The sequence below is a fragment of the Leptolyngbya sp. GB1-A1 genome (genome assembly GCF_039962475.1).
Taxonomy (GTDB): domain Bacteria; phylum Cyanobacteriota; class Cyanobacteriia; order Elainellales; family Elainellaceae; genus Leptolyngbya_A.
In genome coordinates this window covers 1-21,021 of sequence record NZ_JAMPLI010000022.1, presented here as the reverse complement: position 1 = coordinate 21,021, position 21,021 = coordinate 1, and the positions used below count along the sequence as shown (strand labels likewise).

Here is a 21,021-nt window from a genome sequence, read left to right as displayed (position 1 = left end):
TCGCCCCGCTAATTCTCCATGCCCAATGCCCCTGGTGCGCCAAAGAGCGATCGTTTGGGAGAGCAGGTGAAGATCATAATGAACAACGTCAGTACATAGGGCGCGGCATTGAACAGGTAATAGCCTTCCTTGATGCCCACCGATTGCAGGGCCGGTCCAAGCGCCTGTGCGCCGCCAAACAGCAGCGAAGCCCAGAGACAGTTGACTGGATTCCAGCGGGCGAAAATCACCAGCGCGACCGCCATCAAGCCTTGTCCGCTTGAAATGCGCTCTGTCCACACGCCCGGATAGTAGAGCGATAGTGCCGCGCCGCCGATGCCTGCGAGAAAACTGCCAACAATCACGCTGATTAGCCGCACTTTGAAAATCGAGATGCCCATTGCTTTCGCTGCCTCAGGGCTATCCCCGGCTGCCCGGATGTAGAGGCCCCAGCGGGTCGATCGAAAAAACCAGCGCATTACAGGAGCGATCGCCAGCCCCAGCAAAAACAAAGGACTAACTGCCAGCGCAGACTGTACTGCCGGATTACCGCTCCAGGCTCCCAGATTAAAGGTGGGCAACTGCGGTGCAGAAGGCTGAATAAACGGCTTTCCAAAGAAAAAAGCGAGTCCGCTGCCAAAAATAATCATGGCAATGCCGACCGCCACATCGTTGACCCGAAACTGCTGCGATAGCCAGCCGTGAATGCAGCCCAGAAACGCTCCTGCTAATCCTGCCGCTAGCACTCCCAGCCAGGGCGAACCTGTGAGATAGGATGTGCCGTAAGCCGCCATTGCACCCAGCAGCAGCGTTCCTTCTAAGCCAAGGTTAATTTTGCCGCTCTTTTCGGTCAGGCATTCTCCCAGGCTGACAAACAGAAAGGGTGTGCCGCCGCGCATGGTTCCTGCAATGATCGCCAGCGGAACGCCCCACCAGCCAAGTGCCTGCGTAACTTCTGTAGTCATCGATCGACTCCTTTTAGATGCTGCGGGGTTCAGGTGGGAACAGTGGGACTTTGCACAGTCGGGGCAGGGGGCGGGGAAGCCGGACGCTCCTTAAAAAAGGCAAACTTGCCAAATAGGGAATCGCTGTACAGCACGCAAAGGAAGATAATCCCCTGGAACACCAGCACGGTGGCATCGGGTAGATTGTGGGCACGCTGAAGAATGCCGCCGCTTGCCAGAATGCCGCCCACTAGCAGCGACACCAGCACCGCTGCTAAGGGATTGTGTCTTGCCGCAAACGCGACGAGAATGCCGCCATAGCCATACCCGACGTTCAGGGATTCATTCGCTGCGCCCTGCACGGCTGCGACTTCCACCATGCCTGCGAGTCCAGCACAGGCTCCTGCCAGAAAGCACACCATCAGCGTCAGCTTGCCGACGGGAAGACCTGCAATCCGCGCCGCTCGAATGTTGCCGCCTGCCGTGCGTGCCGCGAAGCCAAACACCGTGCGCTGCATTAGAAAATAGGTAATGATGCAGGCGATCACGCCAAACACCAAGCCCCAGTGAACTCGCATTCCCGGCATCACGCTTAGCATATTCACTTCTGCCAAGGGATAGGTCGAGGGTTTGTTGAGCGAGTTGGGGTCGCGCATCGGTCCGCCCACCAGATGATTCAGCAGGGCGATCGCAATATAGTTCAGCAACAAACTGCTAATCGTTTCATTTACCGCGCGGTAGTGGCGCAGCCCACCTGCAATCGCAATCCAGATACCACCTGCGATCATGCCTGCGATCGCCATGCCAATTTGAACGATTGTGGGCGCAACCGAGGTTCCCAGTCCTAAACCGATCGCCACTGCCGCCAGTCCGCCGACCACGAGTGCCCCTTCGTTGCCAATGATCACCAGTCCGAGTCGAGCGGGTAAGGCAGTACAGAGGGACGACAGCATCAGCGGAGCCGCCCGGATCAGCGTATTTTGAAACGTATTCCATCGACCAAAGGCAGATTTCCAGATCGAACCATACACGGCGATCGGGTTTGCGCCCACTGCCGTACAAAAGACACCAAACAGCAGCAGCCCCACCAGAATGGCAGCGATCGGCAAACAGACTGCTTCGAGCGTTCTTCGCCAACTTTGCATAGGGTTAAGGGAAATGATAACTGAGTGAAATGTTGAGTTCTGAAGTCTCACAGGATGCGTTACGGCAATGCCTAACCCATCGGTCTTCCAAGCGATAAAAAAGCGGGCTTGTTTGGATGTATCCCACGATCTGTAAGGGTGCGTTAATGCTTGGCGGGTGAGGCGTTACACTGCGTTAACCCATCCTGCGACTACAACCTACTAACCGAGCAGAGGCTTGATTAGCTGCCGATCGACCCAATCACTCCTTCCACGAGGTAGTTCATTTCCTCCAGTTTGGGATCTTGCTGCTTTTGGTCCTGTCCGGCAGGGATAATCACGTTGCCTTTGTTGTCCTTCAGTCCGCCCTTATAAATGACCATGCTGCCGTCCATAAACTGGGCTTTCACGGCATCGGCTTTTTGCTTTGTTTCCGAGCTGACTGCCGGACCATAGTCTGAAACTTTACAGAATCCATCTTTCAAGCCGCCCCGCAGTAGATGGGGAATGCTGCCATCGCTGAGGGTTTTGCCTGCTTTCACATCCTGAGTGATGCGCGAGTAGATATTCGTCCAGTCCCACTCTGCGCCCGTAAGATAGCCTTTGGGAGCCAGCGCAGACTGATTAGCATGGTAGCCCGAAGAGAAAATGCCGCGCTTTTCGGCGGTTTCCATCACAACTTTGGGGCTATCCACGTGGCAGGTGATCACGTCAATGCCCTGGTCTGCCATGCTGTTTGCGGCTTCGGCTTCTTTGATCGGCTCTGCCCAGTTGCCTGTGAAGACCACCTGCGTCGTGGCAGACGGCTTGACGCTCCGCGCTCCCAGGGTAAAACTGTTGATGTTTCGTAGTACTTGCGGAATCGGCTTTGCCCCAATGAAGCCCAGTTTGCCCGTCTTCGAAGTCAGTGCGGCAACAACACCTGCCACATATTGCGCTTCATCGATGTAGCCAAAATAGCTGCCGACATTCTTGGGATGCGTCCCTTCTTTGTAGAGCCCGCCTGCGTGGAAGAACTGTACATCTGGGTATTCCGCTGCCATCTTGAGAATGTGGGGATCAAAATAGCCAAAGGAGGTTGGAAACAGCACCTTCGCGCCGTCGATATCGATCATGTTGCGCATTGATTCAGCAACGGCTGTGGTTTCAGGCACATTTGCTTCTTCGAGCAGCTTTACACCTGGGACTGCCTTCGCCGTGCCTGCCGCGCCTTGGGCATGTGCCTGGTTATAGCCATAGTCATCCTTGGGGCCGACGTAGATAAAACCAACGGGCAATTCCTCAGCGCCCCCGGCTGCACTGCCACCCACACTGGCCTGATTCGTTGTGCCAGACGGACTACAGCCCGTGCCCAACTTTGCAGTGATGCCAAAGGCAGTGGTTGCTAGCAGACCCCGAACAACCTGACGACGCGATAGACCAAAATACTTTTTACTACTCACTAGCCCAATCTCCAATGTGCTTGCAATACTGATCCCGACAAACTTGCTCCCGACTGCCTGTTGTCCCGATTCACTGTTATGGTTTCAGGATTAGAGCTTCCCTAAACTCTTCTCGCCGATCGCCCGACGCGACTTTTTTTCAGCCAATTGCCCTTAAGGGAAACTGCTTTGCCTCGCTCTCATTCCGACCTCACAGGGCTCATGGCAACCTCTTTCAAAGCCTGACCCCACACTGCTGTATCCAGACATTTCTACAGCAGCATTATATTTATGCTGTCCTTGTTCGTTATCCTCTAAAGCAGAGTGAGATTCGGTAGCAGAGAGCACAATCTAAAAGAGGAGACAGTAAATCCTTATCCAGAAACGATCGCAGCGGTTCCCCGTTAGGTAATCGAATAGGCAGTAATTCAGAATCCTCCATTCGGGTGTAGCGGTAACAGTTCAGGCATCCAGTATTCTGAGAAGCACTTTGGAACATGTCAGTTTATGCAGCGATCGAGGTGTTGAGCCTTTCTGTTAAAAACCTTAAGATTCATAAAGAGATTCATAAACTGTAAAAAACGCTCTTCGGCTCGGTCAGACTACGAAACTCATTCCCTGCGAATTATTGCAGTCAATTTCCTCAAGTAATCACTCCTAAGTCATCACTAATCATCGTTTGAGAATGGTTTGAGAGAAGCACCGCAAAAGCTTTCACAAAGGACGATGTTATGAGCTAGCGCATCTTTCAACCCGGACAAGTTTGGCAACTCGGACCATTTTGGGTCAGCCCAATTCTCTCCCAGGAATCTGCCCAGCAAACCGCTTTTCCCTCTGCTTTTTCCTTAAGTTCGATTTTTCCTTAAGTTTCGATCGCACTCATTTCTTCTTCTGGTGTTCAGCATGGCTAAATTGAGCAGGCTCCCCCTCTCTTTGTCGCGTCAGATCCTCGGCGCAACGCTAATGATTTCTGCGATCGTGACTGGATGCAGTCGTGGCGGCGAAGGCGGACCTCAAGGACCCCCCGCTTTTCCCGTTCAGGTACAACCGATCGAAACCAACCGGGTTGAGACCACTTCTGAGTTTGTCGGCGCGTTAGAAGCCCAGCGTAAAGTTGAGCTGCGTCCCGAAACCGATGGGCGAATTGTGAATCTTTTTGTCGCGTCAGGCGATCGGGTGCAACCCGGTACACCGATCGTGGAGCTGAGCGCAGAGCAAAATCAAGCCGAAGTCAGCGGCGCAGCGGCAGATGTAGCAGCAGCTCAGGCAGCTCGCACCACGGCACAGGCCCAGGTGAGTGCAGCCCAGGCAGAAAGACAGCGTGCCCAGGCAGATGTGCGGCTGCAAGAATCGGAGTTTGCCCGGTTCCAGCAGCTTACTGCAGAAGGGGCTGAGTCACGCCAAAACCTCGATCGTGCCCGGAACAACCGCGATACGGCGGTGGCTGCCCTGCAAGCAGCAGAACAAAACGTGCGGGCGGTGGTGGCTGCTTTGAATGAAGCAAATGCCCGTGTCGGTCGTGCCCAGGCAGATCAGGCAACTGCCGGAGCGGATTTGAGTGAAAGTCGGGTGACTGCCCCGATCGCTGGAGTAGTCAGCACCATCCCGGTCAAGGTGGGTGACTTTGTAACGTCGAGCACCGTGATCACCAACATCATTCAAAATCAAAATCTGGATTTGAATATCTCTGTACCGATCGAGCGTGCGCCTGAACTCCGCATCGGGTTGCCGGTGCAGTTGGTGAACGAGCAGGGACAGGCGATCGGCTCTGGACAAATTAGCTTTATCTCGCCGCAGGTTAATACGGCACAGCAATCGGTGCTGGCAAAAGCGAGTTTTCCGAGCGGAGGTCAGTTGCGCGACGGACAGTTTGTGCGTGCCCGCGTGATCTGGAACAGTCAGCCTGGCGTGCTAGTTCCAACCGATGCAGTAACGAGGATTGCAGGTGAAACATTTGTATTTGTGGTAGAACAGGGTCAGCCCGGACCCGATGGACAACCCCAGCAAATTGCTCGTCAGCGCAAAGTCGAACTGGGCGACATTCAAGGCAACGCCTACCAGGTGCGATCGGGCTTGAATCCGGGCGATCAGGTAATTGTCTCTGGCGTGTTGAACCTGACCGATAGCGCACCCATCACGATCGCTCCCGCAGGCAGCCCGTCTCCCAGTCCTGCCACCAGCCCAAGCCCATAAGGAATTCACGCTCCATCCCTTTATTCCCTATCCCATATATTCCCCATCCCACTATTTCCCATCCCACAAGAGATTCAATCCGCAATCCTCAACTTTCCAATGCGCTGGCTCTTCTGACCTCTCACCCGCAATCCTCATGTTTGCCAAATTCTTCATCCAACGTCCGATCTTTACCGCTGTCTGTTCCATTGTCATTGTGTTTCTGGGGCTGATCGCGCTGCCCACACTGCCGATCGCCCAATTCCCCGACATCAGCCCCAAACAGGTGGTCGTTACGGCAAACTATCAGGGCGCAGACGCAGAAACAGTCGAAAGCGGCGTCACTAACGTACTGGAGCGCGAAATCAACGGGATTGAGGGAATGCGCTACCTCAGCTCGTCTAGCGGCAGTGACGGCACTAGCCAGATTACGGTTACGTTTGCTGCCAACCAAGATCCGGACATTGCCACGGTAAACGTACAAAACCGGGTATCGCGAGTTGAACCGCTTCTACCGGAATCGGTGATTCAAACCGGGGTGACGGTTAACCAGCAGCAAAGCAACTTTTTGATGGCGATCGCCCTTTACAGCGAGAACGGCGAATACGACAGCCTCTTTATGAGCAACTATGCCGATCTGCTGATGCTGGACGCGCTGCGGCGGATCGACGGTGTGGGCGATATCCAGATCTTCGGGGAACGGCGATATGCAATGCGGCTCTGGCTTGACCCAAATCGATTGGCAAGTCGCAGTCTCACCGTGCAGGATGTGGCAAGCGCAATCCGCGAACAAAATATTCAGGTCGGAGCCGGACAAATCGGTCAGCAGCCTGCGGCGGATAACCAGGACTTTCAGCTTAGCCTGCGGGCAGTGAGCCGCTTGAATAGTGCTAGCGAATTTGAAAATCTGGTGCTGAAAACGGGCAATGACGGCAGCCTGACTCGCCTTAGAGATGTCGGACGGGTCGAACTGGGCGCGGAAAACTACGGCACGTTCCTCACCTATAACAACCTGGAAGCCGTGGGTCTGGGGGTCACTCAGCGTCCAGGCACAAACGCAATCCAGGCAGCCGAAGCAATCCGTAGAGAGCTAGAGCAGCTCAGCAAAACCTTTCCGCCCGGCTTGAAGTACGCGATCGCCTTTGATACCACTATGTTTGTGTCAGAATCGCTGCGCGACGTGGTGCAAACCCTGGTCGAATCGGTGATTCTGGTCGTTTTGGTGCTGTTTTTGTTTCTGCAAGACTGGCGCACCATTATCGTGCCGACAGTGGCAATTCCTGTTTCGCTGCTGGGAACCTTCCTGTTTGCGAAACTCTTTGGCTTTTCCATCAACACGCTAACCTTGTTCGGCTTGACCCTGGCAACGGGGATTGTGGTGGACGATGCGATCGTGGTTGTCGAATCCGTCGCCGCCAAAGTGCAGGATCGAGGCATGACTCCCTATCAAGCTGCCGTGCAGTCCATGAAGGAACTGAGCGGAGCCGTGATTGCAACTTCGCTGGTGCTGATGGCAGTTTTCATTCCCGTGGCATTTTTTCCAGGAACCACCGGGGCAATTTATCGGCAATTTGCCTTGACGATCGCCTTTTCGATCACGATTTCTACCTTTAACGCGCTCACGCTGTCGCCGATGCTGTCTGCTCTGCTGCTGCGAGAGCGTCGTGAAGGTCGCGGACCTTTAGCCGGATTCTTTAGAGGGTTTAACCGCTTTCAGGAAGCATATCGCCGCCGCTATCGTCGCCTGTTGCACAGCGTGATCCGCTTCCGCTATTTAATGGTGGTCTTTTTTGTGGCGGCACTTGCCTTTACTGCCTGGTTCTATCGTTTCGTTCCCTCGGCGTTTCTACCTGCAGAAGACCAGGGCTACTTTATTACGCTGGTGCAGGCTCCCGAAGGCGTGTCGCTCAACTACACGAAGCGCATTATGGATCAGGCATCGGAGCAGGTGCGGCAGTTGCCCGAAGTCGAGTCTAACTTTGCGGTGACAGGCTTCAGCTTTGCCGGGGTCGCGTCGAACCAGGGCATTATGTTCACGTTGCTGAAACCGTGGGAAGAGCGAACCGCCGCCGAACAGCGCGTCGAGTCAGTGATTCAAAAAGCGCAAATGGGCTACTTTGGCATCCCGAAAGCGAGAATCTTTGCGCTCAATCCACCGTCGATCGAGGGAGTCGGCAACTTTGGCGGCTTCCAGATGGAGTTGCAGGATCGGCGCGGCAACCTGCCCCTAACGGCGTTTTTGGGCGAGATGCAAAAATTCCTGGGTGCGGCAAACCAGAATCCGAGCGTGCAGGGCGTGTTTACCACCTATTCCGCCAATACACCGCAGCTCACGATCGAAGTCAACCGCGAACGGGCAAAATCGCTCGGTGTCAACATTGACGATATTTTCAACACGCTGCAAAGCTTTCTGGGGTCGCAGTACGTCAACGACTTTAACCTGGATCAGCGCAACTATCGCGTTTATCTCCAGGCAGACCAGCAGTTTCGAGCGAACCCCAATGACATTGGGCAGTTCTACGCGCGATCGGCAAGCGGACAGATGGTTCCCCTCAGTAACTTGGTCACGGTGACTCCGGCAACGACCGCCCAGACCATTACCCACTACAACCTGTTTCGATCGATTTCGATTCAGGGGAATGCGGCTCCGGGCGTGAGTTCCGGTCAGGCACTTGACACAATGGCACAAACCGCTCAGCAAGTTCTTCCCGCAGGCATGGGCTTTGAGTGGACAGGAACCGCGCTAGAGGAAGTCGAATCGGGCGGTCAGGCTCCGATCGTCTTTGGCTTAGGGATTATTCTGGTGTTTCTGGTGCTGGCAGCGCAGTATGAAAGCGTAGTCGATCCAGTGATCATTCTGCTGACCGTGCCGCTTGCGGTGCTAGGTGCGCTGGGAATGCAGTATTTCCGGGGCTTGTCGAACGATATTTACTGCCAAATCGGTCTGGTGGTGCTAATCGGCCTCGCCAGCAAAAACGCGATTCTCGTCGTGGAATATGCCAACCAGCTCCGCGAAGAAGGACTGACGACAACCCAGGCGGCGATCGAAGCTGCCCAGGATCGTCTCCGCCCGATTCTGATGACATCCTTTTCGGGTCTGGTGGGCTTCTTCCCACTCCTAATTGCAACTGGAGCCGGAGCAGCCAGCCGTCAATCGATCGGTACTGCCCTGTTCGGCGGCTATTTAATCTCGACCTTCCTCAGTCTGTTCATTCTGCCGATCCTGTACATCGTTGCGAAGAACGCGACCGATCGCATCTTCCCGAAACACAAGCGCGATTTTCGTGACCCAGAGCCAGCGACAGAATTGGAGCAGCCAGAAACAGTGAGGTCGGAAGTCTAGCTCCCATGCAGATCCGCCTTGCCCGTTTAGACGACATTGAGACGCTGTTTCACATCCGAACGAGCGTGGTGGAAAACCATCAGTCGCGGGAGGAACTGGCAGGGCTGGGCGTGACTCCTGAAACGATCGCCCAAATGCTACAAACCCATTGCCGTGCCTGGATTGCAGAAATCGACGGGCAGGCAGTGGGCTTCTCTTTTGCAAATGCGGTTGAACGAATGGTCTTCGGGCTATTTGTCTTACCTGCTTTTGAAGGTCGCGGCGCAGGTCGGGCACTGATGCAGCAAGCAGAAGAGTGGCTCTGGTCACAAGGCACAACCAAAATTCAGCTTTACACCGGAAATCAGCCCAGCTTAAGAGCATACGGCTTTTATCAGCATCTTGGCTGGGAAGTTGGGGAAGTGCAAAGCGATCGACAAATCAAATTTGTGAAGCGAAAACCTGTTTAAGTCCGATCGTAGATCTTGTAGGATGCGTTAGCGACAGCGTAACGCATGACCCAAACCCCAAACACTCCCCTCAAACATCCAACAACCCTTAGCGCAACATTCTCATCATCCATCGCCCCCTTCCAAAAACGGCACCCATTCCCCCCGCATTCCCCAATCCTTCGAGTACACCCCCTGCGCCACAAACCGGTGAAAACTCGAATACTGCCAATCCACTGCCCGATTACCTCAGAAGGGGAACTGCAAAGCAACCGCATAACCCATGTCGCACCGGGTTGTAATGAATATAATCACAATGCCGCGCAATCCGCCTCATCCCGAATCGTATGCTCCCAAAAGCGTTGCTTTACGCTACCAATTTGATCACAATTTCCCAATGCAATTCTGTTAGGTGGGATTCACAAAATCATTCAAGATGTCTTCTGGAAGAGGTGCGTTAAAGTCAGGGGCAATCATCACTCTGCCTTTGTCCTGTCCAGGAATCCGAGGATGGGTGGGAACCAGGTGAGCGATTGCGACTCCTTCTTTGATCAGCAAAAGCTCTTCGCCTGCCTGGATGCGATCGATTAAAGCCGCAAGTTGTTCAGGGGTTTCAGGTAGGTTGACGCTGATGGACATAAGCGCGGAGAGTTGTTTTGTGCTTTATTGTAGCGAAGGGGTTGGAAGGCAAGCGTCTGAGGACTGATAGCAATATCTTGGCTAAAACTATTCTCACCGCTTCACTCATACGGGAAAAATCCAGTTCCCCCCAATACTCTATTAAAAGTTTCTTTCAGAGGCTCTGGAATTTCCGATGGCAATGATTGATGTCCAATTACCTGTTCATTCTTAAAAAAGATGAGTGTACATTCAGAACGTACAATATCAATCCGGTAGCCAACAAGCCCCTGAGTATCGCTAATCGTTGCGAGCCAATCCAGGAGGAACCATCCCACGTTGTAGAACGTGTCGTCGTCTAGCAAAACTCGAAAGCAAAGCTGATTATTGCTCAGTACACTTCTGCAAGCCTGAGGAGAAAAATCCTCTCCGCCCCGTGGGTAATTATTGGCAATGATAATTCTCCATTCGTCGCCAAAGTCAACATCAAAAAAAAGGTGGCTAATTGCTTTCGGAAAATCGTAATCCTGTGAGCGCGTTAGATAGTTTAAAGTCTCCATAATTTGCGGAGACAGAGTAGGTTTTAGGTTACAAACTAAAGCAACTTCGTATGCTGTTCCCATAATTTCTCCGATAGTTCGTCTCGAATTCCTCAAGCCGTCATATAGGGCAGCGGGATCATGCATTACGCTGTCGCTAACGCATTCTACAAGAGCCTAGCCAATTACAGCCTTGATGAGATCGTCATCATTAAGAGTTAGAAGCAGTTCAGTGCCGGTACTAGCCTGCTGATACTTTTCAAGCTGACTGTTAACAAAACTATATTAGGTGTAGAACCTTTGTGATAGCGGGGATGCTGACTCAGATCTGTTAAACCCATTGATGAAAGTACGAAAGTGTCTAAAGGCTTCCGCGTATGTGCATCCAAGCAAGTGTTCGACTGTTTCAAATGTCCCTACAATGATGTAAAACTCTGATTCCATGCATATAATCATCCAATTGGGTTTTTGGTCTCCACTAAATAATACAGGGCTAAAGGGTGAAGCCCCTAAAATAGAGTAGAATTCTTGAATTCCTTCGGATGATAAAGGAACTTCACAAACAGAAAAAGGGATACCAAATATCGGTAGAATAACACCATACAAATTCTTGTTATCAGTATTCAGTTGTGTCTGACTTTGATACTCTAAAATCAAGTTAAAATTTGGAAAGCTTAATGTAGGAACAGCGATCCATTCTGCTGTTTTTATGAGAATTAAATCTCTAATCAATGCTGATTTAGGTTCGGAACGAATTACCTGACTAATGCTTCTCTCAATTTGAATTAGCTTTTCAGAATCGTTAATTATTTGCAAAGTCTTCGTGCCAAGATGATTCATAGCTATTACCAAAATCAGGACGATCGCCCATCTATCAGGACACCTTAGCAAAAGTCCGGTTCCGCCCAGAATTAGGGGGCTAGGGGGGCGAGTTCGGATAAATTCTTCCAGTACGCTTGTGCGTATCAAGTCTTTGCCCTATCCTGATCAACACTGGTTTTTCAGTACCAGTAGACAAAGCTTAAGGTGAGGACGCTGATTAGGAGTGCGGGAACACTGCCTAACCAGCTAACCTAACTTCCTGAGTTGGCAGGAGGCTAGGCTGCATTGATTTTATTCGATCGTGCCTCGCTGATGCGAAATGAGTGGTTGGGAACCACGCCTTAGGCTTTTCTTCTCTACAGTTCACACTGCATCAGTGAGGTAAAAATATCATGACTACAGAGTTCAATGAACTGCTGCCGCTTTCGCCTGACGAAAAAGGTCAGGTCTGGATTGTTGGCTCAAGGGACTGGGTGAATCACAAGATCAACGAGTTCTATGTGAGGCGATTGGTGAACGACCGGGTTCACTTCACCCCCATTATTCCGGCTCCCTTTGCCCCAGGAAAATTTATGAGTGTGCTGGAGCAATAAGTTAGCAAAACGAAAGGGGCGAGACGATCGCCCCAAAAACTTTAAGAACCTTAAAAGTCATCCCCCTGCGCCGAACCGCCCCCCGAACCCCCCAGTTCTGAGGGAAACCGAACCAACGCAGACAATCCTTCTGCAACAGATAGGTTTAACGTTTCAAAGTCCCCTAGCATTGGAGGATTTAGGGGGCGATGCAGGAGCTTTGCGACTAATCAAACAGACTCTAAAACTCAACAAACTACAGCCTCAAGCTAAACTCCCTGCCGCAGCTTGTCCAAGACCGATCGATCTTCCAGGGTTGAAGTATCGCCAGAAACTTCTTCGCCAGCTGCCAGAGAGCGCAAGAGTCGCCGCATGATTTTGCCCGATCGCGTTTTGGGCAAGGCATCGCTGAAGCGAATTTCTCCTGGACGGGCGATCGCGCCAATTTCCTGACCGACGTGCTTTTTCAGTTCGGCAGCGAGTTCTGGGCTGGGCGAGTGGGTTCCTTCCAGGGTGACAAAGGCGACGACTTCGCTTCCCTTTAGCTCATCGGGTTTGCCGACGACAGCGGCTTCTGCCACAGCAGGATGAGACACCAGCGCAGACTCAATTTCCATCGTGCCCAGGCGGTGTCCTGCCACGTTGATCACGTCATCCACACGACCCATCACCCAGAAATAGCCGTCTTCATCCTGCCGTGCCCCGTCACCTGCGAAGTAGAAGTAGTTGCCCTCTCGCGGCGGAATGTGTTCCCAGTAGGTGCGTCGGAAGCGATCGGGGTCGCCGTAGACCGTTCGCATCATGCCAGGCCAGGGGTGCTTGACTGCTAGATAGCCGCCTTCATTGGCCGGAACCGAATTGCCCTCCAGATCGAGGATCTCTGCCAGAATGCCGGGGAACGGACGAGTTGCAGAACCCGGTTTTGCCGGAATGGCACCCGGAAGCGGGGAGATCATGATACCACCCGTCTCGGTTTGCCACCACGTATCGACGATCGGACAGCGTTCGCCGCCAATCACACGGTGATACCACATCCAGGCTTCGGGGTTAATGGGTTCGCCCACCGTTCCTAGAAGCCGCAGCGAAGACAGATTGCGAGCATTCGGTATCTCTTCCCCCGCTTTGATAAACGCCCGAATCGCCGTGGGAGCCGTATAGAAAATATTCACGCCGTACTTCTCGATCACATCCCAGAAGCAGCCCGGATTAGAGGGACGCGGCGCACCTTCATACATCAGCGTGGTTGCCCCGTTCGACAATGGACCATAAACGATATAGCTGTGTCCGGTGATCCAGCCCACATCTGCCGTACACCAGTAAACATCCGTATCGCGCAGATCAAAGATCCACTTGGTGGTTATGTGGGTGTAGAGGTTGTAGCCGCCCGTGGTGTGAACCACGCCCTTCGGTTTGCCCGTACTGCCCGACGTATAGAGAATAAACAGCATATCCTCGCTGTCCATCGGCTCTGCGGGACAGTCTGCCGAAGCATTCGGACGCAGGTCATGCCACCAGTGATCGCGTCCGGGTTCCATTTGAATCGATTGCGCCGTTCGCTGCACCACCAGCACGTTTTCCACGCTTGGAGCCGCCCCATTTGCCAGTGCTTTATCCACCTGTTCTTTGAGGGGCACGATCGCATCTTTCCGCCACCCTCCGTCTGCGGTGATCACCAGCTTTGCTTTGCCGTCGTTGAGCCGATCGCGCAGGGCATCCGCACTAAATCCGCCAAACACCACTGTATGCGGCGCACCAATTCGGGCACAGGCAAGCATCGCGATCGCTGCTTCGGGAATCATCGGCATATAAATGCCCACTACATCGCCCTTTTTCACGCCCAACTGCTTCAGCACATTGGCAAATTGACAGACCTCCCGATGAAGCTGGGCATAAGTGAGCGTGCGCGAATCGCCCGGTTCGCCTTCCCAGATCAGCGCAGCTTTGTTGCGTCGCTCGGTGGTCAGGTGGCGATCGAGGCAGTTGTAGGAGATATTAATTTTGCCATTCACAAACCACTTGGCAAACGGTGGCTGCCAGTCCAGCACTTTGTCCCACTTTTGAAACCAGTGCAGCTCCTGTTCTGCCAGTTCTGCCCAAAACGCTTCTGGGTCAGCTTTGGCGCGATCATAGAGCTGCTGGTATTCCTCCAAGCTCTTGATCTGGGCCTGCTGGGCAAATGCGGCAGTCGCGGGGAATAAACGATTTTCTTGCAGAATGGATTCGATCGTGGATTCACTCATAGCGCATCTAAAATAAACGCAATAAAATGCCGAAGCTGGGACAGTTAGAGTCTTGCCCGCAGTGCCCCGATCTAAAAACATACTGGGCTGGTGTCCCTTTTGAGTCAATTAATTAGGGATTCTTCAAGTTCTGAACGCAGCAGAGAATTAGGTTTTGCGTTTGGCAGATTGTAAAGTTGCATTGGCTAAACTAATCGGCATTAGTCATGTCTAACGCTCATCCTCAACCTAAAGTGAGGAGACATTAACCGGTGCGAGCAGCCCGGCAGAGCCTATTTGAAAAGTCGCAATCGAGATCTGAATAGCACTCGATTCAAATCTCCCTCCTTTGCTACAGGTTGAGATCTCTTAGATCTATCGCGAGAAGATTGAGTCTGATTTTGGTAAGACGATATACTTCACAGCATTCTTTCAAATGCAAAGACAGTTTATGGAACTTGCTCAACCGATTCAGCCAATGCGGGCAGTCATTCGCTGTAAGGCAAAGCAACTGCTGATTGCTGACTCAGAACTGCGGGAAACGATTTCCTGTTTTGATGCAGCATTGTTTCAAGAGTTAGTCATCACGCTGTTCCGAGCAGAAAGTTACCAGAAGCTAGCGAATTCCTGTCGATCAAAGCAAACCGCAGCCGCGATCGAAGACCGTCTCGCAATGGGTTTAGCGATCGCTTACAAACGGATTAAGCAACAGCAGCGCGATCCGCTCGTGCAGCAGCTCAATCAGCTTTTAAAAACTGCCGGATAGTTAATTCTTGCCAGGAAACTGCTTTGCATCAACCTCTTGCTATCGAGTGATTGCCCTAAAGCTAAACCAGAGCTAGATTAGAAGTACGCTGGTTTATTGTTACTGTTTTCCATCATTAAGTCTGTGCAAAATCGTTTCGATCGCTCATCGTCTGCGTCTGAGACTTCCTTTGATCAGGGCTTGCAAAAGCTGATTCGACGGCTGTCGCACAATCTTGAGCGCGATGATTTAGTCCAAAAAACAGCCAACGAATTGCGCGAACAGCTTCAAGTCGATCGCGTTGCCCTTTATTACTTCTATCGAGAATGGGAAGGGCGCGTCACCTTTGAAGCTCTAAGCGACACAAAATATTCCATCTACGGCGAAACCGGACCCGACGAGTGCTTTAACGGCGAATATGCAGAGCAATATCTAAAAGGCAGAGTTCGAGCCATATCTGATATTGACACTGAACCGATCGCCGAGTGCCATCGGAGTTTCCTGAAAGGAATGCAGGTACGAGCGAATCTCGTCGTGCCGATTCTGGTTCCGCTGCAAGATGAATCAAATCAGCAGGTGCGTCTGTGGGGATTACTGGTTGCTCATCACTGCCAGAGTCCGAAAGACTGGCGAGAAATCGACGTGCAGACTATGCAGCAGGGTGCAAAAACGCTATCAACGTCTTCTGTGATCGTGAATATCGATCGCCGCAAAACAGCTCTGCTTGAGGATTAGCCTGGAACACAGCATACTTTTCTCACTGCAAAACCTTAGCGCCGATGTTTGAAGATGACCGAAATTGAATCGGTTTTTGCTGTGGTAGTTTATATCACTCGTTCAAATCGCTCTGCGACTCTTGACGAGTACCCAAGGGGAAGCAAGCAGTCCATGAGCCCCCATAACTGCCTGCCCCGGTCTTGGGTAGGGTAGTCACTCACCCTGCTATCAGCCTAATGGGCATCTCCCTGATTTAGTCAAAGTTGCCGTAAAGAGATAGCAAGAAAATCATGAATCTCTAGCAGATAGCTGGGTTACCCTACCCTTTTCCTGATTCAGACTCACGATTTCAGCAGATTCAGATATGGCTCAAGCTCATGACGGACACTTTGACTAATTGCCAGGGCTTCGTTTAAGAGCTGAGCATACTCCGTTGCCTGCTGGGTCATCTGAATGTTTTGCAATATTGCAAGATTGGCTTCACATTTGGCTCCAGCATCCAAAATTCTTAGCTCCAAGCTGCAAGTTCTGAGCTTAAGGCTTAACCATTGCAGCCTGGAACTCAATCGATCGCCTATTTTTCTGCTTCGTCCTCGTCTGAAGGCGATTTGTCGATTGCCTTACTGCCCAGCAAGCCCACGATCGCTCCAATGCCCAAGCTCTAAGTGGTATTGGAAGCTTCAAAAACGCCGCTTTCCTCTAGCGAGAGTTGGGGTTTGTTTGAATACTGCAAAAGAGTGCCAGATCAGCACGAATTCGATCAAGCGTGACGATTCGAAGAACTTAAGGTAGCTATCCGTTAACGCCTACCAAAATTCTTCTCTGCTAACAATACCAATGTTTCTTTCTACCGGAGACGGGGCAGTGGTAATCGGGATTTGGCTTGACTTTAGTAGATATTTATATGTGATTAGGAAGTCCTACCAGGGCGACGAAGCCTATTAATGACTTGTTCGGGTTCAAGTCCTCCCCAAAAATTTTCTCGCAAAGCAAGAGCACGTTCCACCATAAGAAATTCAGCAAGCCATAAGCTTACCTGCATTCCACGTTCATGTACTACTTGCAGTTCACGGTTGAATGTCTCTATATCTTGTTGAGTTTTCAGAAAAACTCCGCAAACTATTGCTGGTCCCGGCACAACAGCCCATCGTTTGATTGCTTCGAGTGCATCTGAAAGCTCTATAATACCCTCACTAGCTTCCTGAGGTGAAGCTATTCCAGTAGAATGCTGCAGTGACTCAAAAGCGTAGATAAATAGCTCAATCGGTAGAGTTGCAATTGTATTGAGCAAAGAAATGATAGGAAGCAAGTCTACATGATGCCCTGGTTCTAGCAGTCTCTCACCACAGGCAGAGTAATATAAAACTTTTGGCGGCTCTGGAAAGACAACTCCCTTAGAGTAAACAGCAAAAGCTAATCCAACTAGAGTATTAACCAACAGTCTGGTCATCTCTTTTGCTTCCGATTCCATCCCTTCAGAATAGAATTCTAAGCATGTTGCATTCCAGATTGTTGCAACTGTACCAAAAGATTTATGTGGTATTTGACTGTAATCCGATAATTTTGAAAATAATAGTGATTCACCTACAAGAGCAAACATTCTTGACCATTCATTTGCTCTTTTTAGTAAACTGTAGTCATTTTCTATAAAACACTTTAGAGCTTTTATTGTTGAGCTGATGACATTTGCTCTTTGTAAGCCTTTAGTGATTGGTTTAACTACCAGTAAACCACGCAAGATTACATCTTCTTCTTCTTCCTCAAAAGACATACCTAGAAATCTCTTTTCGTTAACTGCATAAGCCAGTCTAAACAGCAAAGCGATAGCTTCGATAGCAGCGTTAAAATCTCCTTCTTGTTCGACTGCCATGCAAGCAAGTTTTGATAAGGCAATTCCATTCGGATGCCCCAAATTTTCTTTTAGCATAAGCATCTCTCTATTAAAGGCTTCTAGTACCTTTCCCATAAGAGATGTCTGATTAGCAAAAAAATTGGGAGGAAAGATTTGGGGATATTTATTTTTAGTTTCAGGATAACTTGTGTCTAGCAACATTCTAAGACGTTCAAGTCCATAAACTTCTAGATTCCAGCCATATTTACTACGGACATCATTGATGGCTTTATCTCGTTCAGTTGCAGTTGGTTGAGAAGTTGTAATAAAAATCAATTCATGACAAACATGACCATGCTTATAAATCTTTTCTGCATCTTCCATGAGTTTGTCCTTCCAATCCTCACGTACACTATAAGCAAATATTGTTATCTCTTGGGATTTACTAACATGTATTGCATCTCGTCCTTTGTCTTTGAAACCACCAAGCGGCTCAATAGATAAGTATCCTTGTAACAACATTAAATCATTACACAGTCGCTCAAATTCTGCATAATCCGTGAGATTATTAAGACAATAAACAGTTAGATTGGCTGACATCAGATTGTCTCCTAAAATATACTGAAGCTGCCTGCACTAATACAATATTTCGCAAGCAATAGAATTGAACAGCTGACATCTTCATCAAGATATCCAAGCATTTCTAAGTGCAAATAGGTCAAGGAAAAAATGCATTTAGAGGCATCTGAGTTGTCAGAAGGTCACTCTTATCGCTGGTATAAGTTCTATCAATCAAGGCTTGTGATTTTGAAATCACAATACAGTCCCATTCGAGCGAATGTTTCGCAGTAACGGTGAGTTTTCCGTTTCAAAGCGCGATCGCGGCATAAAGAGTCGAGAAATTAGCAGATTGTGTTCCAGGCACAGTTGAGCAATAAACTGACTGGTTCGATCAATTTCTGCACTCGCATCAACCGGATCTTTCAGCACAATCAGCACATCAATATCTGAAGCTGCGGTTGCGTCACCTCTTGCCTGTGACCCAAAGAGAATGATGCGATCGAGGCGATCTTGATATTCCTGCTTGAGATAGTCCCGTAAGGGAATCAGGACATCCAAAGTTCCACGGCTAGGCTTCACTGTAGGCATTCGTATTCCCCAAGCTTAAATTAGACACAACTTAAGCGATCGCCAAGCACTAGCTCCGAACCTGAACAGGCATGACCAAATAAGTCATTTTCACGCCGCCCACTGGGGTCAGAATGGAGGGGCTAGTTGCCGTATTAAACTGCATCTGTATCTCTGTGGTATTCAATGCCTTCAGCCCTTCCAGCAGGTATTTCACGTTAAAGGCAATCTCCAGATCGTCACCAGAAATTTGAGCGGCGATCGCTTCCCGTCCACTGCCTACATCCTGCGCGTCTACCGAGAGGACAAGCTCCTGCACAACGCTGTTGAGGCTAAGTTTGACAATGCTATTTTTCTGGTCTGCCAGGACTGCGATTCGTTCCAGTGCGCTAATGACCTGGCGGCGATCGAGTGTCATCTGGCGGGAAAACTGGCGAGGAATAAGCTGGCGATAGTTGGGATACTGCCCTTCGAGCAGGCGACTGGTGAGGCGTTGATTGCCTTCCCAGACAAAGACAAGCTGTCCCTGGTCAAACCGTACCGTAATCGCTGTTCCAGTTCCATTAGTTTGCAGCATCCGCTCTAGCTCCCGCAGTGCCTTGCCGGGCACGGTGACGCCAAACTCCGCCTCGTTTTGATTATCCTCACTAACGGTCTGCACCACGGAGAGGCGATGTCCATCGGTGGCGGCAAATTCTAATCCGTCGGCTTCTGCGGTAATGTGAACGCCCGTGAGCACCTGCTTCGATTCGTCAGAACTGGTCGCAAAGAGCGAACCGCGCAGCCCTTCAATCAGTGCTTCGACGGGAAGCTGGGCGATGTTTCCATCCTCGATCGCAGGCAGTTCTGGATAATCTTCTGCCCCCATACCCCGCACCTGATAGCGTCCCGATGAACAGGTGAGCGTCACCAGAGCTTCGTTGCCCTCGTCAGACAGGGTAATTTCGCCTTCGGGCAGCCGAGAAACGATGTCTGACAGTAGCTTTGCCGGAAGCGTTAGCGTTCCTGCCTCCTGAACCTGTGCCGCAAAACTGGTTTGAACGCCCAGGCTCAGATCAAAGCCTGTTAGACTGACCTGCTGGGTTTCGTCATTCGCGGTCAACAGGACATTTGCCAAAACCGGATGACTCGGACGGGAAGGAACCGCGCGACCGACCAGGGAGAGATGCGTATTCAGTTCGCTTTGGGTGCAGATGAGTTTCATGGACGGAAGTGAACGTAAACGGGGGAGGAAATCGCAGACAGGCGGAACACGGTTTGACTTCGGGTTGCTAGGCCAAAGAACCCATGCTGGCAGAAATATAGCGTGGATCTGAGAAAGTGAGTAAAGGATTTCTCAGGGTTTGCCTACACGCTTCCAATCTGGATGCAGATCGTAACACCCTTGTCGATTCGCATTCAATCAAGCCTTTTTGCTCGATCGCTCGATCGTTTGATCTGATTATTCTTAAATAGTTTTAAAGAGATCTAGCAGTAATAGAGCCTGTGGAAAATAGGGAAAAGTTGCGAAATGCTTAGATGAGTTGAGGTTCAAGTGATCGTTCCTGTGGAAAACCTGTGGGAAAACTGCTGCTTTTATCACATAGGTAATTATACTCACTTTCGCTATCCCCTTTAAAGAATAGCTTTTCCACTACTTTTCAACAAGTTTTCCACAGGAAAGACGCAAGTTTTCCACAGGCCAGATTTGCTTAACATTTCTTAACCTTCTATGGTAAAGTTTGTTTTTGGTAATGGTAGTTTTCACCAAAACTTTTTAAATGGAAGTGTGACAGTTGCTCGCTCAGGTTAAACGATCGCTATTATGTTGTTCACGATCGCTGCAATTGCAAAGTTCACCTGCTGCTAAGACGATGCAATTGCCCATTGTGCTTGTTTCTATCAAACGCTCTATCAAACCTATCGGATAATTTCAGCGAAAGTGTCAGAGTTAAGTACTCAAATCACAGTTTTTTGTGTCACTTTCTATTGTTGCAAGCTTTCTCTTTCCTATCTTTAATTAGATAGCTTGAAATAGACGCTGTAATTCGCGCTCTCGTTCAATTACCTATCCCTGTCAGAAACATCCCTGTATAAGTTTCCCGGTCTTAGCTCTACCCCAGGGAATCAAGCTTGTTGGTAGTTCTCGTGTACCCACAAGCTTCAGAGAAAGAAAAAGCCCCTCCTGAAAGGAATAGGGCAAAAATTATGACCATTTAGTTATTTCTACAATAGTAGGCAGTGATGAAATTGCGATGAAATCCTTGCTTAGTGTAGCGATCGGACTTTGACTACCTGTAGTCCTCTTCCATCATTTAGGTAGGGAGTAGAGTTGTCGGGAAATAAGAACAGAGCTAGCCAATGCGACCTTTCAAGTTCTTCCTATGCCGCAGTCAGGTAGAAGTTCCATAATCCTGCTGCGGTTAGCATAAGGTGATCA

Annotated in this window: 16 protein-coding genes and 1 pseudogene; 6 read left to right on the top strand and 11 right to left on the bottom strand. The window is 50.4% G+C overall.

Annotation, left to right across the window (positions count from 1 at the left end):
* Positions 1-8: 8 nt before the first annotated feature.
* The 3 genes from NDI45_RS18855 to NDI45_RS18845 all read right to left on the bottom strand — a co-directional run bounded on the left by NDI45_RS18855 (position 9) and on the right by NDI45_RS18845 (position 3,489).
* Positions 9-944, bottom strand: coding sequence for an ABC transporter permease (locus NDI45_RS18855; RefSeq protein WP_190793154.1), 936 nt, complete (start codon positions 942-944; stop codon positions 9-11).
* 29 nt (positions 945-973) lie between these two features.
* Positions 974-2,068: an ABC transporter permease gene (locus NDI45_RS18850; RefSeq protein ID WP_348248272.1), complete on the bottom strand. Its 1,095-nt coding sequence runs from the start codon at positions 2,066-2,068 to the stop codon at positions 974-976.
* Between the two features lie 221 nt (positions 2,069-2,289).
* On the bottom strand, positions 2,290-3,489 hold the full coding sequence (locus NDI45_RS18845; RefSeq protein ID WP_190793156.1) for a BMP family ABC transporter substrate-binding protein: 1,200 nt from the start codon (positions 3,487-3,489) through the stop codon (positions 2,290-2,292).
* Positions 3,490-4,371: 882 nt separating this feature from the next.
* Between NDI45_RS18845 and NDI45_RS18840 the strand changes: the two genes are divergently transcribed.
* From NDI45_RS18840 to NDI45_RS18830, 3 genes are all read left to right on the top strand, one after another.
* Positions 4,372-5,661, top strand: a complete 1,290-nt coding sequence (locus tag NDI45_RS18840; RefSeq protein WP_348248271.1) for an efflux RND transporter periplasmic adaptor subunit — start codon at positions 4,372-4,374, stop codon at positions 5,659-5,661.
* Positions 5,662-5,797: 136 nt separating this feature from the next.
* Positions 5,798-8,983: an efflux RND transporter permease subunit gene (locus NDI45_RS18835; protein WP_348248270.1), complete on the top strand. Its 3,186-nt coding sequence runs from the start codon at positions 5,798-5,800 to the stop codon at positions 8,981-8,983.
* Positions 8,984-8,988: 5 nt separating this feature from the next.
* Positions 8,989-9,432: a GNAT family N-acetyltransferase gene (locus NDI45_RS18830; protein ID WP_348248269.1), complete on the top strand. Its 444-nt coding sequence runs from the start codon at positions 8,989-8,991 to the stop codon at positions 9,430-9,432.
* A 105-nt stretch (positions 9,433-9,537) separates the two neighbouring features.
* On the opposite strand, the pseudogene NDI45_RS18825 reads toward NDI45_RS18830, so the two are convergent.
* The 4 genes and pseudogenes from NDI45_RS18825 to NDI45_RS18810 form a co-directional block, all read right to left on the bottom strand.
* Positions 9,538-9,779, bottom strand: a pseudogene (locus NDI45_RS18825) (hypothetical protein); the annotation flags it as partial.
* A 40-nt stretch (positions 9,780-9,819) separates the two neighbouring features.
* Positions 9,820-10,050 (bottom strand): type II toxin-antitoxin system Phd/YefM family antitoxin, encoded by a 231-nt coding sequence (locus NDI45_RS18820; RefSeq protein WP_190792732.1) that lies wholly within the window; start codon positions 10,048-10,050, stop codon positions 9,820-9,822.
* A gap of 101 nt (positions 10,051-10,151) precedes the next feature.
* The gene (locus NDI45_RS18815) at positions 10,152-10,652 is read right to left on the bottom strand and encodes a hypothetical protein (protein WP_348248268.1); all 501 of its coding nucleotides are present in this window, start codon (positions 10,650-10,652) and stop codon (positions 10,152-10,154) included.
* 201 nt (positions 10,653-10,853) lie between these two features.
* On the bottom strand, positions 10,854-11,408 hold the full coding sequence (locus NDI45_RS18810) for a hypothetical protein (RefSeq protein WP_348248267.1): 555 nt from the start codon (positions 11,406-11,408) through the stop codon (positions 10,854-10,856).
* Between the two features lie 374 nt (positions 11,409-11,782).
* Here NDI45_RS18810 and NDI45_RS18805 point away from each other — a divergent pair, with 374 nt between their 5' ends.
* Positions 11,783-11,983 (top strand): hypothetical protein, encoded by a 201-nt coding sequence (locus NDI45_RS18805; RefSeq protein WP_190792729.1) that lies wholly within the window; start codon positions 11,783-11,785, stop codon positions 11,981-11,983.
* A gap of 248 nt (positions 11,984-12,231) precedes the next feature.
* Here the strand turns inward: NDI45_RS18805 and acs are convergent, their stop codons facing one another.
* Positions 12,232-14,202 (bottom strand): acetate--CoA ligase, encoded by a 1,971-nt coding sequence (gene acs / locus NDI45_RS18800; protein WP_348248266.1) that lies wholly within the window; start codon positions 14,200-14,202, stop codon positions 12,232-12,234.
* A 430-nt stretch (positions 14,203-14,632) separates the two neighbouring features.
* Between acs and NDI45_RS18795 the strand changes: the two genes are divergently transcribed.
* Positions 14,633-14,947: a hypothetical protein gene (locus tag NDI45_RS18795; protein WP_190792240.1), complete on the top strand. Its 315-nt coding sequence runs from the start codon at positions 14,633-14,635 to the stop codon at positions 14,945-14,947.
* A gap of 123 nt (positions 14,948-15,070) precedes the next feature.
* A complete protein-coding gene (locus NDI45_RS18790; protein ID WP_190792241.1) occupies positions 15,071-15,661 on the top strand; it encodes a GAF domain-containing protein in 591 nt (196 codons plus the stop codon).
* Positions 15,662-16,553: 892 nt separating this feature from the next.
* Here the strand turns inward: NDI45_RS18790 and NDI45_RS18785 are convergent.
* The 3 genes from NDI45_RS18785 to dnaN all read right to left on the bottom strand — a co-directional run bounded on the left by NDI45_RS18785 (position 16,554) and on the right by dnaN (position 19,806).
* Entirely contained in the window at positions 16,554-18,074 is a 1,521-nt protein-coding gene (locus NDI45_RS18785) for a hypothetical protein (protein WP_348248265.1), read from the bottom strand.
* Between the two features lie 213 nt (positions 18,075-18,287).
* Complete coding sequence (locus NDI45_RS18780) at positions 18,288-18,623, bottom strand: nucleotidyltransferase domain-containing protein (protein ID WP_348248264.1); 336 nt, start codon at positions 18,621-18,623, stop codon at positions 18,288-18,290.
* Between the two features lie 49 nt (positions 18,624-18,672).
* On the bottom strand, positions 18,673-19,806 hold the full coding sequence (gene dnaN, locus NDI45_RS18775; protein WP_348248263.1) for a DNA polymerase III subunit beta: 1,134 nt from the start codon (positions 19,804-19,806) through the stop codon (positions 18,673-18,675).
* Positions 19,807-21,021 lie beyond the last annotated feature (1,215 nt).

What these genes read in the sequence shown, in the direction of transcription:
- NDI45_RS18850 (WP_348248272.1), bottom strand. Translation starts at nt 2,068, where the DNA reads ATGCAAAGTTGGCGAAGAACGCTCGAAGCAGTCTGTTTGCCGATCGCT.
- NDI45_RS18815 (WP_348248268.1), bottom strand. Translation starts at nt 10,652, where the DNA reads ATGGGAACAGCATACGAAGTTGCTTTAGTTTGTAACCTAAAACCTACT.
- NDI45_RS18780 (WP_348248264.1), bottom strand. Translation starts at nt 18,623, where the DNA reads ATGCCTACAGTGAAGCCTAGCCGTGGAACTTTGGATGTCCTGATTCCC.
- NDI45_RS18855 (WP_190793154.1), bottom strand. Translation starts at nt 944, where the DNA reads ATGACTACAGAAGTTACGCAGGCACTTGGCTGGTGGGGCGTTCCGCTG.
- NDI45_RS18805 (WP_190792729.1), top strand. Translation starts at nt 11,783, where the DNA reads ATGACTACAGAGTTCAATGAACTGCTGCCGCTTTCGCCTGACGAAAAA.
- dnaN (WP_348248263.1), bottom strand. Translation starts at nt 19,806, where the DNA reads ATGAAACTCATCTGCACCCAAAGCGAACTGAATACGCATCTCTCCCTG.
- NDI45_RS18820 (WP_190792732.1), bottom strand. Translation starts at nt 10,050, where the DNA reads ATGTCCATCAGCGTCAACCTACCTGAAACCCCTGAACAACTTGCGGCT.
- NDI45_RS18810 (WP_348248267.1), bottom strand. Translation starts at nt 11,408, where the DNA reads ATGAATCATCTTGGCACGAAGACTTTGCAAATAATTAACGATTCTGAA.
- NDI45_RS18795 (WP_190792240.1), top strand. Translation starts at nt 14,633, where the DNA reads ATGGAACTTGCTCAACCGATTCAGCCAATGCGGGCAGTCATTCGCTGT.
- acs (WP_348248266.1), bottom strand. Translation starts at nt 14,202, where the DNA reads ATGAGTGAATCCACGATCGAATCCATTCTGCAAGAAAATCGTTTATTC.
- NDI45_RS18835 (WP_348248270.1), top strand. Translation starts at nt 5,798, where the DNA reads ATGTTTGCCAAATTCTTCATCCAACGTCCGATCTTTACCGCTGTCTGT.
- NDI45_RS18785 (WP_348248265.1), bottom strand. Translation starts at nt 18,074, where the DNA reads ATGTCAGCCAATCTAACTGTTTATTGTCTTAATAATCTCACGGATTAT.
- NDI45_RS18830 (WP_348248269.1), top strand. Translation starts at nt 8,989, where the DNA reads ATGCAGATCCGCCTTGCCCGTTTAGACGACATTGAGACGCTGTTTCAC.
- NDI45_RS18840 (WP_348248271.1), top strand. Translation starts at nt 4,372, where the DNA reads ATGGCTAAATTGAGCAGGCTCCCCCTCTCTTTGTCGCGTCAGATCCTC.